Below are 16,608 nucleotides of genomic sequence, written 5' to 3'. Positions count from 1 at the left end.
TCCTTAAGACTGGATGCATGCAAGGAATTGAAGAGGCCCAGCGCGGGTATTTGGATGTGGAGGCGCTGGCCGGGGAGCTGTTGGCCCCGGGGAGTGCCTACGCGTTTCTGGCCGGGCACCGCTCGGAGCTTTTCCCGGACTCGATGATGGAGGACCTGTTTCCCTCCACCCGGGGCAGGCCCTCGATCCCGGCCGCGGTCATCGGCACCGTCCTGGTCCTGCAGGCCCTGGAGGGTCTCTCGGACCGGGCCGCCGCCGAAGCCTTGACCTTTGACCTGCGGTGGAAGGCCGCCTGCGGGTACGGGCTGACCGAGACCGCGTTCCATCCCACGGCGCTGGTGCATTGGCGCAACCGCCTGCGCGGCAGCAGCAACCCGCACCGCATCACCGAAGCCGTCGCCCAGGTCATCACCGCGACCGGTGTCCTCACCGGCCGGCACCGCCGGGCGGTGGATTCGACCGTGTTCGCCGATGCGGTGGCCCGGCAGGACACCATCACCCAGCTGATTGCCGTGATCCGCCGTTTCGGCAGGGCCATGGAGCACGGGGCCACGCTCATGGCGGTCCATGCCACCTCCTACGATTACTCGCACGTGGGCAAGCCGGACATCGCCTGGGACGACAAGGAAGCGAAGGACGCCCTGGTCTCGGGGCTGGTCACCGACGCCCTGGCCCTGCTTGGCGCGGTGGATCCCGACACCCTGGAAGAAGACTCGCCGCAGGCGCAGGCCTACGTGCTGCTGGCGTTGGTTTCGGGCCAGGACGTGGAGCCGGCCGAGGGTTCCGACGGCACCGACGGGCGGTGGCGGATCGCCCGGAAGGTCGCCCGGGACCGGATGGTCTCCATCGTGGATCCCGAGGCCAGGCACGCGCACAAGTCCCGCTCGGTGATGATGGACGGGTTCAAGGGACACATCATTGCCGAACCGGAAACCGGGCTCTACACCAGCGCCGTGATGACCCGGGCCGCCGGCCCCGGTTCCAGCGACGCGGAGGCCGGAATCGGGCTGGCCGCCGCCGATCCGACCATGAAGGATACGGAGGTTGACTACCAAATGCTTGGCGATTCGGCCTACGGCTCCGGGCCCATGCTCGAACACCTCGACGGGGCCGGGCACCAGGGGCTGGTCAAGCCCAGGCCGCTGCGCCCGGCAGTGCCCGGCGGCTACGACCTGGACGACTTCACCCACGACGAAGCAAAGAACACGCTCACCTGCCCCAAAGGTGAGGTGCGCACCATCAGCGCCAGAGGCAACGTGAACTTCGGCACCGCCTGCAAGGCCTGCCCGCTGCGGGAGAAATGCACCACGGCCAAGGGCGGGCGCAAGGTCGTCATCACCGTCCACCACGCCCGCCAGCGCGCCCACCGGGCCGCCGCCCTCGAGCCCGGGTTCCGGCACGACTACCGGGCCCACCGGCCCCTGGTGGAACGGTCCATCGGCTGGCTGGTCGCCGGAGGCAACCGGGCCCTGAGATACCGGGGAGTTGAAAAGAACAACGCCTGGCTGCAGGTCCGCACCGCCGCGCTGAACCTCCGGCGACTCCTGAAACTGGGCCTCACCCGCCACAACGGGGCCTGGGCCCTGGGATAAGACCCGGAAAGGGCCCCCACCCCGGTCCTGGGCCAAATCCCAGCCGCGGGGAGCCACGAACGGAGGTACAAGGCCCGCAAAAATCACGAACCAGATCTCCGGCGATCAGAAAGGAGACCCCCAGCGGGCCGCCAAAGGCCCCGGAAAGGTGCGACAGCCAAACCCGCGGCCCCGAATTGCCCCTTGTTCAGCGCCCTCCTAGACCAGCGCCAAGGCGATGCCGACGCCGATGAACAGGACGCCGAAGATCCGGTTCAGGATCAGCTGGCCGCGCTCGCTGGCCGTCAGGTGCGCCAGCTGCTTGGCCCCGGCGGCAAAGACGAACCACATCACCACGATGTCGATCGCCACCACGGTGATGGTCAGGACGGTGTACTGCGGCAGCAGCGGCTCGGCGGGCCGGATGAACTGCGGCATGAACGCCAGGAAGAACACGATGGCCTTGGGGTTGAGCAGGTTCACCCACAGCCCGCGGCGGAACATGGACCAGCCCGGCTCGGCCGCCGCGACGGAGCCGTCGCCGCCGTCGTTCTCCTCCGCCTTGGCCAGCAGCTTCCTGATCCCCAGGTACACCAGGTATGCCGCGCCCACATAGCGGATGGCCGCGAAGGCCACGGGGGAGCTGGAGACCAGGATGCCCACTCCCGCGGCCACGATGATGACGTGGACCACCAGCGCCAGCTGCTGCCCGAGGATGCCCCAGATCGAACGCCGGAAGCCGGAAACCAGGGCGTTGCTCATGGTGTTGATGGCGCCCGCGCCGGGGGTCAGGCTGATCATTGCACCGGCGCCGGCCAGCGCCAGCCAGAGGGTAAATTCCACCACCCCAGCCTACGGGTGCCCCGCCGGTCAGTCCTAGTCCGTGCCGGTCCGTTCGGTCTCGCGGGCAAAGGCGCGCTCCAGCCGCCGGTCCGGCACCAGCCAGAGGGCGGCGACGACGGCGTACGCAGCCAGCCCGAGCGCCGGAATCCACAGGGACAGCGCGCAGCCGGCCACATAGATGAACGGGGAGATTTTGGCCTTGGTGTTGTTCCCGACGGCCCGGGCCAGCGCGCCGTCCCGACCCTGTGCCAGGACCAGCCGCTCCTGCAGAATGTAGTACGCGATGGCGGCCAGCAGCAGGTTGATCCCGTAGACCAGCACCGGAACCGCCGCGAACCCCGACTCATCCATCCAGCGGGTCATGAACGGCACCAGGGACAGCCAGAACAGCAGGTGGAGGTTGGCCCACAGGATGCCCCCGGTGACCTTGCCGGCCAGCTTGACCATGTGGTGGTGGTTGTTCCAGTAGATGCCGATGTACACAAAGGAGAGCAGGTAGCTCAGCAGCGACGGGAAAACCGTGGCCAGGCCGGACCAGGTGGGCTCCTCCGGCGTCCGGAACTCCAGCACCATGATGGTGATGATGATCGCCAGCACGCCGTCGCTGAGGGCCTCCAGCCGGTTCTTTTCCATGGGCGCCCCCGCTACACGCGGGCGATGATTTCCCCGTTGGGGATCAGGAACCAGCCGTCCGGCGACTCGCCCCAGGCCCGCCAGGCGGCCGAGATCCGCTCCAGCTTTTCCCGGTCCGCCAGACCGTAGCCCAGGGACTGCTCGGCGAAGGCCGAATGCACCACCCGGTCGCCCCACACCTCCGCCTGCCAGGCCCGCTGCTCCTCCGTGGCGTAGAGCCAGTTGGCGCTCGAGGGCGTGATGTCGGTGAATCCCGCGGCCTGGGCCCAGTGGACCAGCCGCCGCCCGGCGTCGGGCTCCGCGCGGTTGTGCCGGGCCAGCGCCTGGTACAGGACCATCCACTCGTCCAGCTCGGGCAGCTGCGGGAACCAGGACATGCCATGGAAATCGGCGTCGCGCACCGCCACGATGCCGCCCGGCTTGGCCACGCGGCGCATTTCGCGCAGCGCCCCCACCGGATCCGTCAGATGCTGGAGCACCTGGTGGGCGTGCACCACGTCGAACTCCCCGTCCGGGAAATCGAGGTCGTAGATGTTGCCCAACTGGAAGCTCAGGTTGGAGAGGTGCTGCTCGGCCGCGTGCGCCGTCGCCGAGGCAACCACCTCCGGGGCGCGGTCCAGGCCGATGACCTGTCCCGGCGCCACCAGGCGGGCAAAGTCCGCGGTGATGGTGCCCGGACCGGCGCCGACGTCCAGCACGGCGAGCCCATGGGTCAGGTGCGGGACAAGGTAGGCGGCGGAATTTGCCGCCGTCCGGGAGGCATGGGAGCGCAGCACGCTCTCGTGGTGTCCGTGGGTGTAGATGTCCTCTTGCTGGCTCATGACTGGACACTACTCCCGTGGTTCAGGCGCGCGCCACAGGTTCTTGAAGTTCGGTCACCCAGCTGTCCGGATCATCGTTCATGGCGTAGTCCAGGTAGTACTCCCGGCTGTTGCCCGCGGAGGCGTAGCCATGGGCGTCGATCCAGCCGGCCAGAGCCTGGACGCTGGGCATCACCCGGTCCATAGGGCCCCGGTGGATCAGCGTGGCGGCCTGCCCGACGGCGGGCAGGTCCACTAGGGTGAACACGCCGTCGGACACCGTCTCGGCACCCACCTGGGCGCCCGCGTGGACCAGCACGGTGCCGTCGTCGAGCTGTTCATACCAGGCGACGGCGGGGCCGGCCAGGGTGGCGCCGGCGGAGTCGAGGCGCCGCATGAGCTCCCGGTAGAGCGGCTGGATGACGGGGCCGATGGCGGTGGGCTCAAAGCCTGCGGCCGTCCCCGTGAGCTCGGCCAGATGCAGCGCCGGCAGGGATTTGATGGTGACTGCTGTTTCAGGCATGACGCCCTCGCTTTCAATGATGCGGAGCCTCGCCTCCACCTGGGCCAGCCGGGCGGAATCGGCGCTGATCTGCTGGCGCAGTTCCTCGCGGCGCAGGTGCAGCATGCCGCGCAGCTCGGCCGCGCCGAGCCGTTTGTCCAGCAGGGCGCCCACGGCCTCGAGTGTGAACCCGAGGTCCTTGAGCGCGACAATCCGGTTCAGCCGCTCCAGCTGGGCCGCGGTGTAGAAACGGTACCCGTTGTCCGCAACGTGCGCCGGTTCCAGCAGGCCGATGGCGTCGTAGTGCCGCAGCATCCGCACGGATACCCGGCCTGCTCTGGCGAAATCTCCTATGTAGAACATGACATCTTCCGGTTTAGGGCCTCACACGGTGTCAGGGTCAAGGGTAGTCCGCAGCAGCTTCGCGGCTTTCGACCATGATTGCCGCCGGGGCGCATGCGTCCCCATGTTCATGGGCGGCAATCGTGCTCATCGCTGGGCTCCGGGTGGACGGTGCATGGAAATGGAGCGGCGGCCACTCTAGAGCGGTTGCCGGGGCACTGGAAGGCTGCGGGCATGGAAGATGATTCGCAATCCTTGCCCGCCCTGCCTGTGCCTGCGCCGTCGCTGGAAGGCCGCATGCCCGGCCAGTCGGTGGCCGAAGAAGTGCTGCGCCAATGCGCCGCAGCCCCGCGGCGGAGCGGAGCAGCGTGGCTTTTCGGCGCCAGCCCGCTGCCGCCGGACAGCAGGAGTTGGTTCTCGGGTGCGCTGGGCGAAATGGCGGTGGGCCGCGCCCTGGCCGGGCTGGGCCCCGAATGGACGGTGTTGCATGCCGTTCCCGTCGGTGCCGGCAGCTCGGACATCGACCATGTGGTGCTGGGGCCCGGTGGCGTCTTCACCGTGAACACCAAGCGCCATGCCGGGCAAAAGGTCTGGGTGGGCGGCAATACATTCCTGGTTGCGGGCAAACGGCGGGAGCACCTGCGCAACGCCAGGTTCGAGGGCCGGCGCGCGGGAAGGCTCCTGTCCGTGGCGGTGCGGGGAGCGGTGCCGGTCACGGCAGTGGTGGCCGTGGTTGGTGCCCGGCCGCTGACCATCAAGGGCCAGGCCGACGGCGTCCTGGCGCTGGATGCCGCCGGTCCGGCCGCGGATCCGGCCGCGGATCCGGCCGCCGGTCCGGCCGCGGATCCGGCCGCGGATCCGGCCGCGGATCCGGCCGCGGTGGGCAGCGAGTTCGAGGCGTTGCGGCTCCGCGTGCGGCGGGCGGGGATGCGGAGGGCCGCGTGGGGTCTTGCGGTTTTCGCGGCTGTCTTCACGCCGGTCGTGCCGGCCGGATTGTCAGAGGTCCTGCGCCTCTTTGGCGCCGGCTGATGGGCCTCCCGGCGGCTTTCGACCATGATTGCCGCCGGGGCGCATGCGTCCCCATGTTCATGGGCGGCAATCGTGTTCCTTTCCGGACCCGGGCGCGCCCAAACCGGCCCCGCCGTCGTCGTCCATTTCCGCCTCGAGCGAAAGTTGAGCCACCTGCGCTCAACTTTGCTTGACTTAAATCCGGCCCTGAGTAAAGTTGAGTGCAGAACGCTCAATAACCCGCTGGTTGGGCGACGCCGGACCCCGTCAAGTGTCCGGTTGTGAACCGGAGCAGCGGAAAAGTGAAAGGAATCCACGCATGTCACGTGCTGTAGGCATTGACCTCGGAACCACCAACTCTGTTGTATCCGTCCTCGAAGGCGGCGAGCCCACCGTCATCGCCAACGCCGAAGGCGGCCGCACCACGCCCTCCGTCGTTGCCTTCTCCAAGTCCGGAGAGGTCCTGGTCGGCGAGATTGCCAAGCGCCAGGCCGTCAACAACATCGACCGCACCATCGCCTCCGTCAAGCGCCACATGGGCACCCACTGGGACGTGCCGATCGATGACAAGAAGTACACGGCGCAGGAAATCTCCGCCCGCATCCTGATGAAGCTCAAGAACGACGCCGAGGCGTACCTGGGCGAGAAGGTCACCGACGCCGTCGTCACCGTTCCGGCCTACTTCAACGACGCCGAGCGCCAGGCCACCAAGGAGGCCGGCGAGATCGCGGGCCTGAACGTGCTGCGCATCGTCAACGAGCCCACCGCCGCGGCCCTGGCCTATGGCCTGGACAAGGGCAAGGAAGACGAGCTCATCCTGGTCTTCGACCTCGGCGGCGGAACCTTCGACGTCTCCCTGCTGGAGGTTGGCAAGGACGAGGACAACTTCTCCACCATCCAGGTGCGCTCCACCTCCGGTGACAACCGCCTCGGCGGCGACGACTGGGACCAGCGCGTTGTTGACTACCTGCTGAACCAGCTCAAGGTCAAGGGCATCGACCTGTCCAAGGACAAGATCGCCCTGCAGCGTCTGCGCGAGGCCTCCGAGCAGGCCAAGAAGGAACTCTCCTCGGCCTCCAGCACCAACATCTCCCTCCAGTACCTCTCCGTCACCCCCGACGGACCGGTCCACCTGGACGAGCAGCTGACCCGCGCCAAGTTCCAGGAACTGACCTCTGACCTGCTCGAGCGCACCAAGAAGCCGTTCCGCGACGTCATCGCCGAGGCCGGCATCAAGGTCTCCGACATCGACCACATCGTGCTCGTCGGTGGCTCCACCCGCATGCCCGCCGTCTCCGAACTGGTCAAGGAACTGGCCGGCGGCAAGGAGCCCAACAAGGGCGTCAACCCGGATGAGGTCGTGGCCGTTGGCGCCGCACTGCAGGCCGGCGTGCTGAAGGGCGAGCGCAAGGACGTTCTGCTCATCGACGTCACCCCGCTGTCCCTGGGCATCGAGACCAAGGGTGGTGTCATGACCAAGCTGATCGAGCGCAACACGGCCATCCCCACCAAGCGGTCCGAGACCTTCACCACGGCGGATGACAACCAGCCCTCCGTGGCCATCCAGGTGTTCCAGGGGGAGCGCGAGTTCACCCGCGACAACAAGCCGCTGGGCACGTTCGAGCTGACCGGCATCGCGCCGGCCCCGCGCGGCGTCCCGCAGGTTGAGGTCACCTTCGACATCGACGCCAACGGCATCGTGCACGTGTCCGCCAAGGACAAGGGCACCGGCAAGGAGCAGTCGATGACCATCACCGGTGGCACAGCCCTTTCCAAGGACGACATCGAGCGCATGGTCCGCGAGGCCGAGGAGCACGCCTCCGAGGACAAGGCCCGCCGCGAGGCAGCCGACGTGCGCAACAGCGCCGAGCAGCTGCACTACTCGGTGGACAAGGTCCTGGCCGACAACGACGACAAGCTGCCCGAGGCCGTCAAGACCGAGGTCAAGGCCGACGTTGCCGCGCTGAAGACGGCTCTGGCCGGCGATGACGACGACGCCGTCAAGGTGGCGTTCGAGAAGCTGCAGAAGTCCCAGTCGAAGCTGGGCGAGGCCATCTACGCCGCCGCCGGGTCCGAGGGTGCCGCGTCCGACGGCGCAGCCCCCGAGGGTGCCTCCGCCGGCTCCGCTGGTGCCGAGGAAGACATCGTTGACGCCGAAATCGTTGACGAAGACGCCGCTGGCGAGAAGAAGTAGCCATGTCGGAGTCTTCGCACCCCGAAGAGGTCCCGGAGAACGGTGCCGAGGGCGATGCCCTGGCCCAGGCCGAGGACATCCTGAACAGCGTTGAGGTTCCCGCCGAGGAAGCCGTCGCCCAGGGTGCCGGAGCCGCCGAGGAAGCCGCCGAGCTGAAGAACGACCTGCTGCGCCTCCAGGCGGAGTACGTCAACTACCGCAAGCGTGTGGAGCGCGACCGCGCCGTGGCCGGCCAGATGGCCGTCGTCGGCGTGCTCAACTCCCTGCTGCCGGTGCTCGACGACGTCGACGCGGCCCGCCAGCACGGCGACCTGGCGGATGGTCCGTTTGCGGCCATTGCCGCGAAGCTGGAGACGGCGCTGCGCACCTACGGCCTGGCGCGCATCGATGCTACGGGCGTGGCCTTCGACCCGACCATCCACGAGGCGCTCATCCAGCAGCCGGGCACCGACATCGAGGTGGACACGGTCAGCCAGGTGCTGCGTGCCGGCTACACCTCCGGTGAGCGCGTGCTCCGTGCCGCCCAGGTGATTGTCGCCGTTCCCGAATAACACTGGGTTGGTCGAGCTTGCCGGGACCATGGCCTCACGGTCATGCTGGTCCCGGCAGGCTCGACCAACGCCTTTAACTTCGCCCGTCACCGGGCCCACCGATTGGAAGGAGACGTCTTGGCAAGCCAGGACTGGGCGGACAAGGATTTCTACAAGATCCTTGGCCTCTCGAAGGATGCATCCGACGCCGACATCAAGAAGGCGTACCGCAAGCTCGCCCGCAAGTACCACCCTGACACCAACCAGGGCGATGCCACGGCGGAGAAGACCTTCAAAGACGTCTCCGAGGCCTACTCGGTGCTTTCCGACGCCGAGGACCGCCAGCAGTACGACGCGATCCGGGCCATGGGCGGCGGCGCCCGCTTCAGCGCCGGTGGCACCGGGGCCCCCGGCTCGGGCGGTTTCGAGGACGTCTTCGGCGGCCTCTTCAATGGCGGTGGGCGCGGCCGTGGCAGCCAGGGCTTTGGCGGCTCCGGGCTGCCCCCCGAGTTTGCCGACCTGTTTGGCGGAGGCGGCGGCTTTGGCGGCGGCTTCCAACAGCCCACCAAGGGCGCGGACCGCACGGCGTCGACCAGCATCTCCTTTGCCGGTTCCATCCGCGGTACCACCATCGGCCTGCGCGAGCCCAACGGCGACGTCATCGACGTGCGCATCCCGGCCGGCATCAAGGACGGCCAGAAGGTCCGGGTCAAGGGCAAGGGCCAGCCAGGTACGGCCGGCCCCGGCGACCTGATGGTGACGGTGGCGGTCAAGCCGCACGAGTTCTTTGTCCGCGACGGGAACAACATCCGCATCCATGTGCCGGTGACGTTCCCCGAGGCGGCCCTGGGCGCGGACATCTCCGTTCCCACGCTGACCGGCGAGACCGTGCGCCTGCGCGTCCCGGCCGGCACCCCGTCCGGCCGCACGCTGCGCGTCAAGGGCGCCGGGGTCAAAACGGCGAAGGAAGCCGGCGACCTGCTGGTGACCATCGACGTCGCCGTCCCGCAGAAGCTGAGCAAGGAGGCCGAGGAGGCCGTCCGGGCGTTTGCCCAGGCCACCGCCGACGGCGATCCCCGCAGCACACTGGCCGCCATGGCCCGCCTGTAGCCACCCATCGACCCTTGAAGGAGAGCACGATGACCATAGATGCCAACATCCCCATCTTCGTGATCTCCGTGGCCGCGGAGCTGGCGGAGATGCACCCGCAGACCCTGCGCCAGTACGACCGGCTGGGCATCGTGAAGCCCAGCCGGCTGCCCGGCCGCTCGCGCCGCTATTCGCAGCACGACGTCGACATGCTCCGGGAGGTCCAGCGGCTCTCCCAGGAGGGGGTCTCGCTGGAGGGCATCAAGCGGATCATGGAGCTGGAGAACCAGGTGGGGGCGCTGCAGGTCCGCGTCCGCGAGCTCACCCTCGCCCTCGACGCCGCCACCACGGCCGGGCGGCCGCGCGAAACGGCACGCATCTTTGCCGCCGGGCTGGCCGGCGGCGATGTGGTCTCGCTGGCCCGCGGCCAGCGTCCGCGCCCGCGCAGCCAAGCCGTCGTCGTCTGGCGCCCCCAACCCTAACCCGCCCGGCCCAACTGGGGCGCAGCAACTGCACGAATTCCACGAATTTTCGACAGTTGCTGCGCCCCAGTTGCGTCCGGGAGGGCGGCACGCAATCTTTGCCCGACGTTCACTTCCAGCTTGGCTGCGGGGCGCTGCGGCGGGGATACGTTGAAAGGGTTCGGCAGCACCAGCCTTCTTCACGTAAGGAATTCCCATGAACCCCACCGAGTACCCCGTCGTGCTGACCCAGGCCACCCTTGAGGCCTCCAACGAGGACGTGGTGGACGCCAACGTCAACGCGGTGAACGCGATGTACCAGGAGCTGCTGACCTCAGAGGAGATGTCGGCCGACGCCCTGCGCAGCTACTTTGTCGATTTCTTCCTGACCCAGGCCCTGTCCGGCGGCTTTGCCCAGTACGACTTCACTGTGCCCGAGCGCGAGGACGTGGACGGCTATGTCCGCGAGGGCCTGGCCGCCATGGGGGCCGTGCAGCACCTGGACCTTTTCAACCGCACCGCCGCGGCCTTCGATGCGCTCTCCGAGTCCGACGCCGAGGTCTACCTTGACGGTGAACTGGACGAGTCCGAGGAGCGCCCCGCCACGGTGGAGGAACTGGACGAGCTGGACACGGCCTTCGAAACGCTGCTGGAAACCGAGGACCTCATCACGCTCAATGCCGCCTGGCTGCGCGGCCTCGCGCCGCTGCAGCTGGACGAGGAGGGGCTTGCCGCGCACATCGCCGAGCGCGTGGCCCTCATCCCGAACCTGGCCGAGCGCCAGGCCGCGGCCGCCGAAGAGGCGCTGGCAAACGCACCCACCTTTGAGCTGATCATCCGCGAACTGTGCGAGCTGGCCGGCCACGAGCTGGTGAAGATCACCATGGGCGACCCCAACTACGTGCACGACGGCGAGAAGACGCTGGCCTGGCACTTCACCACCGACCAGGGCGAGTTCCTGATGGTCGAGGAGGACGACGAGGCGTTCATGATCCACCCTCAGAGCAAGGAAATCCTCGCCGCCGTCGAGTTTGAGGACGACGAGGAGCTCGCCGAGGCCTAGGCCAAAACTGTGTGACAGCAGTCGTCCCCATGACGCCTCATGGGGACGACTGCTGTCACACAGTTGTCAGTCGGTGAAGAGCCCGGCCAGGTCCGTGGCGGTCAGGGCGCCGGAGGAGAGGGCGTCGCCGCCCATGACATCGGAGAACAGGGCGGACTTCTTGGCCTTGAGCGCCATGACCTTTTCCTCGATGGTGTCCTTGGCCACCAGCCGGTAGACCATCACGTTCTTCTTCTGGCCGATGCGGTGCGTGCGGTCCACGGCCTGGGCCTCGGAGGCGGGGTTCCACCACGGGTCCAGGATGAAGACGTAGTCCGCCTCGGTCAGGTTCAGGCCGAAGCCACCGGCCTTGAGGCTGATCAGGAACACCGGGGCCTTGCCCTGCTTGAACTCATCGACGACGGCGCCGCGGTTGCGCGTGGTGCCGTCAAGGTAGCAGTACTCGATCCCGGCCTCGTCCAGCCGGCCGCGGACCTTGCCCAGGAAGCCGGTGAACTGGCTGAAGATCAGGGCGCGGTGGCCCTCCTCGATGACGTCGTCCAGCTGTTCGAAGAGCACGTCCAGCTTGGAGGAGCGGATGGCGTGCAGCTTCTCGTCCACCAGCGAGGCGTCCAGGCTGAGCTGGCGCAGCAGGGTCAGCGACTGGAAGATGGTGAAGCGGTTCTTGTTCACGTCCGCCAGCAGGCCCAGGATCTTCTGCCGCTCGCGCTGCAGGTGCGTCTGGTAGACCTTCTGGTGGCGCGGGTTCAGCACCACTTCGAGCACCTGCTCCTGCTTGGGCGGCAGGTCCTTGATGACCTGCTCCTTGGTGCGGCGCAGCATCAAGGGCTTCACCCGGCGGCGGAGCTTGGCCAGCAGCTTGGAATCGCCGTTCTTTTCGATCGGCTTCTGGTAGAACTCGGCAAAGCGCTTGGGGCTCGGGAACAGGCCCGGCGCCACGATGGAGGTCAGCGTCCACAGCTCCAGCAGGTTGTTCTCCAGCGGCGTGCCGGTGATGGCCAGCTTGAAGGACGTGTCCAGCTTCCGGGCGCACTGGTACGCCTTGGACTGGTGGTTCTTCACGAACTGCGCCTCGTCCAGGATCAGCCCGGACCAGTGCTGCCGGGAATATTCCTCAAAATCGATCCGGAACAGCGCGTAGGACGTGATGACCACATCGGCACCGGCAAAGACGTCCTCCGCCACCAGCCCGCTCTTGGCAAACGTCTCACCCACCGTGGCCACCCGCAGGCCGGGGGCGAAGCGGGCGGTTTCCGAGCCCCAGTTGGCCACCACCGAGGTGGGGGCCACCACCAGGAAGGGTGCGCCCGCCGGGTCGACCCGCCGGGCCTGGCACATCAGCGCCAGCGTCTGGACGGTCTTGCCCAGGCCCATGTCGTCGGCCAACACGCCGCCCATCTGGTGGGTGAAGAGGAAATTCAGCCAGTTGAAGCCCTGCAGCTGGTACGGGCGCAGCGTGGCGTCCAGGTCCTCCGGGGTGGGCAGCGGCTTCTCATCGGCCGCGCCCAACAGTCCGGAGATGGAGCGGCGCCACTCGGCGGCCTGCTGGTCCACAATGCCCAGCTGGGAGAGCTCATCCCACAGCCCGGCCTGGAAACGGCTGATCCGCAGCGCGCCGTCCTTGTTGTCCTGCAGCTCGCGGGCCTCGTCGATCAGAGCACGGAGCTGGTGGAGCTCGGGGATGTCCAGCGAGAAGTGCGCACCGGAGGGCAGCAGCATGCGCGAGTGCCCGGCGGCCAGCGCCGAGAAGACGGCGGCGAAGGAGACGTGTTCCCCCTCCAGCGTGATGATGATGCCCAGGTCGAACCAGTCCCGGTCCCCGGTGGACTCGGTGGAGATGGTGACCACCGGCGCCTCGCTGGCCTCGCGGTAGCTGGCGATGTCGCCCACCGTTTCGACGTCAACGCTGTCCAGGGCGCGCAGGGCCGGCAGGACATCCTCGGTGAAGGCCATCGTGTCCAGGCCGGAGAGCGTGGCGGCGGCGGCCAGCCGGGGCTCGCCCCAGGCCTCGGTGGGGGATTCGCCGAGTGCTCCAACCACCTTCCACGGCTGTCCGAGCAAGCGCAGAATGGCGGCCTCGGCGGCGTTGTCGCGCATGGCGCTCTCGCCCGGCAGCGGCCACAGCGGCTGCGCACTGGTCTTTTCACCCGCCGCGTAGTGCCACTCCCAATGCAGCCGGACCACGTGGTCGGCCCCGTAGCTGGCCAGCAGCGACAAGGTGGGCGCGGCATAGCTGGGCAGCTCCACCGAGTCGTCGGCAGAGACCACCGGGGCGGCGCGCTTGAGCCGCGGGTAGAACTGCGTCAGGAACTTGTCCTCGCCCGACGCCGGCACGTGGACGGTGTGGCGCGTCACCGCAAAGCCCACCAGCTGGGGTGAGGTGCTGGGCTCCAGCGGCACCAGCGTGATGGTTCCGGGCTCGGCGGCGGGGGCCATGCTGGGCAGCACGGCCTGGCCGTGGCCCGGTGTGGGCTCCGCGTAGAAGAGGCCGTGCGCCGGCTGGCCGATGGCGGCCATGACCTTGGCCTCGAGGGGGGACCCGCCGATGTCGACCCGGGCATCGACGTCCAACCCGCCGGCTTCGGCGCGGACCACGTTCAGCTGGACGTCCGCCGGGGTGTGCAGGAGCCGGATGGGATCCGACGTGCCGCTGTGCAGCAGGGCCAGGCCGATCTTGGGCGCCTCCTCGAGCAGCAGCCAGAGGTTGCGGCCGGCGAAATCATTCATCGCGAGCCACGGCGAGGCGGCCTGGGCCCGGTAGCTGGAGGTGGAATGCGAGCCCAGGAACTCGATCAGCCAGTCCAGGTGCTGTTCGTTGTATTTCCGGCCAAAGTTCAGATAGTTCAGGGTGTTCCAGGCAATTCCGGTGCGCACCCACTTGCCCTTGGCGCCCATCAGGACCGGACGCACATTCAGGATGGGGGTCGAGGGGGCGGGGGACTTGCGGCCGCTGTAGCTGAAGCGCTGCACCGGCATCTCGATCTCAAACTGCAGTCCCAGCGGCGGGGCATCGGAGGACACGGCGCCGGGGGCGGTCGGCAGCAGATCCGCCAGCTCGGACTCCCAATCGCTGGCGGCACGGGCGGATTTGGCCCCGGCGGCCTTGGCCAGCATCGTCTCCAGCACTGTCGGGGGCCGTGTCACCAGGGCCGGGCCCACCTCGGGATCCTCCTGCGCCGCGAACAGCAGCGCGATGACGTGTTTGCAGTTTTGCCGCACCGGGCAGCTGCACACGCCCACCCGGCAGGCCCAGACGTCGTCATGCTCGCGGATCAGCTTGGCGGTGGCGCCGTATGTGGCCGTGCCGGTGACCTTGCCGGTCAGCAGCCCGGTGCCGGGCTCGAAGGTCATGGCGGACACGCGCCCCTGGCTGGCATAGGCGCGTCCGGCCGCCACCGCGTTGTCCGTGAACCCGGCAATGCGGATGTCCAGGCCGGACGAACTGGTCGGGGGCTGAGTCACTGTGTACTTCCTGCACGTCTGGGGTGGGCACCTCGGCTGGTACCCATCTGATCAATCTTAGGCGGCGCTCAGCCGCCAGTCGCGCCCGGCAGATCCGCACTCCGTGCCGCGGCCCGCCGGCCCAGCTGAAGACCGGCCACAATCCGCAGTGCGACGGCCGGGCCGACGCCGTGCGTATCCATGAGTTCGGCCGGCGTGCAGCGGGCCAGCCGGGCCGGGCCGCCGGCCTTTTTCAGCATGGCCCGGGCCAGCTCCAGGCTGCTCTGGGCGGCCGTGCCGGAGCCGATGACCACGGCCAGGAGCTCGGCGTCGCGCATCCGGTCCGCACCCAGGGCGAGGAGCCGTTCGCGCGGCCGGTCGGCAATGTCCATGTCTGCAATCGACGTGTGTTCATCCATGCCCCCACGCTAGGGCAGGTGCCGCACCATCGGGCGGGCGGCGGCAGCGGATGTGGAATGCCCCACCAACAGGCCGCCCTGTGCAGGGCCTGGACTATCCTGAGACTGCCCCGGGCCCGCCCGTGGAGCCGCCACGCACACCCGCCGCCCATGAATTGGATGTACATGAACACCCCCGCCACGGACTTCCCGCAGGCCCCCACCGTGCTGGGCACGCTCGCCTCGCCCCGCAGGCTCAAGACCGAGGTGCTCGGCGGCCTGGTGGTGGCGCTGGCCCTCATCCCGGAGGCCCTCGCCTTCTCCGTGATTGCCGGCGTCGACCCCCGCGTGGGGCTGTTCAGCGCGTTCACCATGGCTGTTTCCATCGCCTTCCTGGGCGGCCGCCCAGCGATGGTCTCCGCCGCCACGGGTGCCGTGGCGCTGGTGATCGCCCCGCTGGTCAAGGAGCACGGCGGCTCCTACTTTGTCGCGGCAGTGATCTTGGCGGGCATCATCCAGATCCTCTTCGGCGTGCTGGGGGTGGCCAAATTGCTGCGGTTCATCCCGCGCTCGGTCATGGTGGGCTTCGTCAACGGGCTCTCGATCCTGGTGTTCTTGGCCCAGCTTCCCGAACTGGCCAACGTGCCATGGCTGGTCTATCCGCTCCTGGCGCTGGCCCTGCTGATCGTCTTTGGCCTGCCCAGGCTGACCAGCGCCATTCCGGCGCCGCTGGTGGCCATTGTGGTGCTGACGGCCATCACGGCCTCCGCGGCGATCCGCGTGCCCACGGTGGGCGACAAGGGGGCCCTGCCCGATTCCCTGCCGGGGTTGTCGCTGCCGGACGTGCCGTGGACCTGGGACACGTTGGCGCTCATCGCCCCATTCGCCCTGGCCATGGCGTGCGTTGGCCTGCTGGAGTCGCTGATGACGGCCAAGCTGGTGGACGACGTCACGGACACCCGCTCCTCCAAGACGCGCGAGGCCATCGGACAGGGCGGGGCGAACATCATCACCGGCTTCTTTGGCGGCATGGGCGGCTGCGCCATGATTGGCCAGACCATGATGAACGTCAAGGTGGCCGGCGCCCGCACCCGCATTTCCACCTTCCTGGCCGGGGCGTTCCTGCTCATTCTGGTGCTGGCGGCGGGCGATCTCGTGGCGATGATCCCGATGGCCGCGCTGGTGGCAGTGATGGTCTTTGTCTGTGCCGCCACCTTCGACTGGCACAGCATCCGCCCCGCCACGCTGCGCCGGATGCCCAAGAGCGAGACGGCGGTCATGGTCTCCACCGTGGCCCTGGTGGTTGCCACCTCCAACCTGGCCATCGGCGTCGGGGCGGGGGTGCTGGTGGCCATGGTGCTGTTCGCGCGCCGGGTGGCCCACTTTGTGACGGTGGCCAGGAGCGTGGACGACGACGGCGGCACCGCCACCTATGTGGTGGACGGCGAGCTGTTCTTCGCCTCCTCCAATGATCTCTACACCCAGTTCCAGTACGCGGCGGATCCGGAAAAGGTGGTGATCGACATGGGCAAATCGCACCTCTGGGACGCCTCCACCATCGCCACCCTGGATGCCATCACGGACAAGTACGCCCGGGCTGGCAAGACGGTGGAGGTCACCGGACTCAACGAGGCCTCCGAAAAGATGCGCGCCCGGTTGGCCGGCGGCTTCGGAGCCTGAGCGGCCGGCCGGGCCTGCCGACGGCCCGCCGCTCGGGCCCGCCGGCGGTGCAT

14 protein-coding genes are annotated in these 16,608 nt (G+C 68.4%); 8 read left to right on the top strand and 6 right to left on the bottom strand.

All coding sequences use genetic code 11. The annotated features are described in order from the left end of the window. Window positions 1-17: 17 nt before the first annotated feature. Window positions 18-1,592: an IS1182 family transposase gene (locus ACQCSX_RS12410; RefSeq protein WP_427015623.1), complete on the top strand. Its 1,575-nt coding sequence runs from the start codon at window positions 18-20 to the stop codon at window positions 1,590-1,592. Between the two features lie 198 nt (window positions 1,593-1,790). On the opposite strand, the gene ACQCSX_RS12405 is transcribed toward ACQCSX_RS12410, so the two are convergent. From ACQCSX_RS12405 to ACQCSX_RS12390, 4 genes are read right to left on the bottom strand one after another with little or no spacing between them, the layout of a single operon-like run. Further along, the gene (locus ACQCSX_RS12405; protein WP_427015622.1) at window positions 1,791-2,414 is read right to left on the bottom strand and encodes a LysE family transporter; all 624 of its coding nucleotides are present in this window, start codon (window positions 2,412-2,414) and stop codon (window positions 1,791-1,793) included. Window positions 2,415-2,447: 33 nt separating this feature from the next. Then, the gene (locus tag ACQCSX_RS12400; protein WP_427015621.1) at window positions 2,448-3,047 is read right to left on the bottom strand and encodes a TMEM175 family protein; all 600 of its coding nucleotides are present in this window, start codon (window positions 3,045-3,047) and stop codon (window positions 2,448-2,450) included. 11 nt (window positions 3,048-3,058) lie between these two features. Then, complete coding sequence (locus tag ACQCSX_RS12395) at window positions 3,059-3,868, bottom strand: methyltransferase domain-containing protein (protein WP_427015620.1); 810 nt, start codon at window positions 3,866-3,868, stop codon at window positions 3,059-3,061. A gap of 22 nt (window positions 3,869-3,890) precedes the next feature. Then, window positions 3,891-4,712: a MerR family transcriptional regulator gene (locus tag ACQCSX_RS12390; RefSeq protein WP_427015619.1), complete on the bottom strand. Its 822-nt coding sequence runs from the start codon at window positions 4,710-4,712 to the stop codon at window positions 3,891-3,893. A gap of 213 nt (window positions 4,713-4,925) precedes the next feature. Here ACQCSX_RS12390 and ACQCSX_RS12385 point away from each other — a divergent pair, with 213 nt between their 5' ends. The 6 genes from ACQCSX_RS12385 to ACQCSX_RS12360 all read left to right on the top strand — a co-directional run bounded on the left by ACQCSX_RS12385 (window position 4,926) and on the right by ACQCSX_RS12360 (window position 11,036). Beyond that, on the top strand, window positions 4,926-5,720 hold the full coding sequence (locus tag ACQCSX_RS12385; protein ID WP_427015618.1) for a nuclease-related domain-containing protein: 795 nt from the start codon (window positions 4,926-4,928) through the stop codon (window positions 5,718-5,720). 298 nt (window positions 5,721-6,018) lie between these two features. After that, a complete protein-coding gene (dnaK, locus tag ACQCSX_RS12380) occupies window positions 6,019-7,893 on the top strand; it encodes a molecular chaperone DnaK (RefSeq protein ID WP_427015617.1) in 1,875 nt (624 codons plus the stop codon). A gap of 2 nt (window positions 7,894-7,895) precedes the next feature. Next, the gene (locus ACQCSX_RS12375) at window positions 7,896-8,444 is read left to right on the top strand and encodes a nucleotide exchange factor GrpE (RefSeq protein ID WP_427015616.1); all 549 of its coding nucleotides are present in this window, start codon (window positions 7,896-7,898) and stop codon (window positions 8,442-8,444) included. Window positions 8,445-8,561: 117 nt separating this feature from the next. Next, entirely contained in the window at window positions 8,562-9,533 is a 972-nt protein-coding gene (locus ACQCSX_RS12370) for a DnaJ C-terminal domain-containing protein (RefSeq protein WP_427015615.1), read from the top strand. A 29-nt stretch (window positions 9,534-9,562) separates the two neighbouring features. After that, window positions 9,563-9,994, top strand: coding sequence for a heat shock protein transcriptional repressor HspR (locus ACQCSX_RS12365; RefSeq protein WP_427015614.1), 432 nt, complete (start codon window positions 9,563-9,565; stop codon window positions 9,992-9,994). A gap of 196 nt (window positions 9,995-10,190) precedes the next feature. Beyond that, window positions 10,191-11,036, top strand: a complete 846-nt coding sequence (locus ACQCSX_RS12360) for a DMP19 family protein (protein ID WP_427015613.1) — start codon at window positions 10,191-10,193, stop codon at window positions 11,034-11,036. A gap of 66 nt (window positions 11,037-11,102) precedes the next feature. On the opposite strand, the gene ACQCSX_RS12355 is transcribed toward ACQCSX_RS12360, so the two are convergent. Together ACQCSX_RS12355 and ACQCSX_RS12350 are read right to left on the bottom strand one after the other, a co-directional pair. Beyond that, entirely contained in the window at window positions 11,103-14,498 is a 3,396-nt protein-coding gene (locus tag ACQCSX_RS12355) for an SNF2-related protein (RefSeq protein ID WP_427015612.1), read from the bottom strand. Between the two features lie 68 nt (window positions 14,499-14,566). Further along, window positions 14,567-14,896, bottom strand: coding sequence for a UPF0758 domain-containing protein (locus tag ACQCSX_RS12350; protein ID WP_427015611.1), 330 nt, complete (start codon window positions 14,894-14,896; stop codon window positions 14,567-14,569). Window positions 14,897-15,061: 165 nt separating this feature from the next. Here ACQCSX_RS12350 and ACQCSX_RS12345 point away from each other — a divergent pair, with 165 nt between their 5' ends. Continuing rightward, the gene (locus tag ACQCSX_RS12345) at window positions 15,062-16,555 is read left to right on the top strand and encodes a SulP family inorganic anion transporter (RefSeq protein WP_427015610.1); all 1,494 of its coding nucleotides are present in this window, start codon (window positions 15,062-15,064) and stop codon (window positions 16,553-16,555) included. Window positions 16,556-16,608 lie beyond the last annotated feature (53 nt).

This window comes from Pseudarthrobacter sp. P1 (assembly GCF_050156935.1).
GTDB lineage: Bacteria > Actinomycetota > Actinomycetes > Actinomycetales > Micrococcaceae > Specibacter.
The sequence above is the reverse complement of the archived record's forward strand: the minus strand, read 5'-3'. Positions and strand labels throughout refer to the sequence as shown.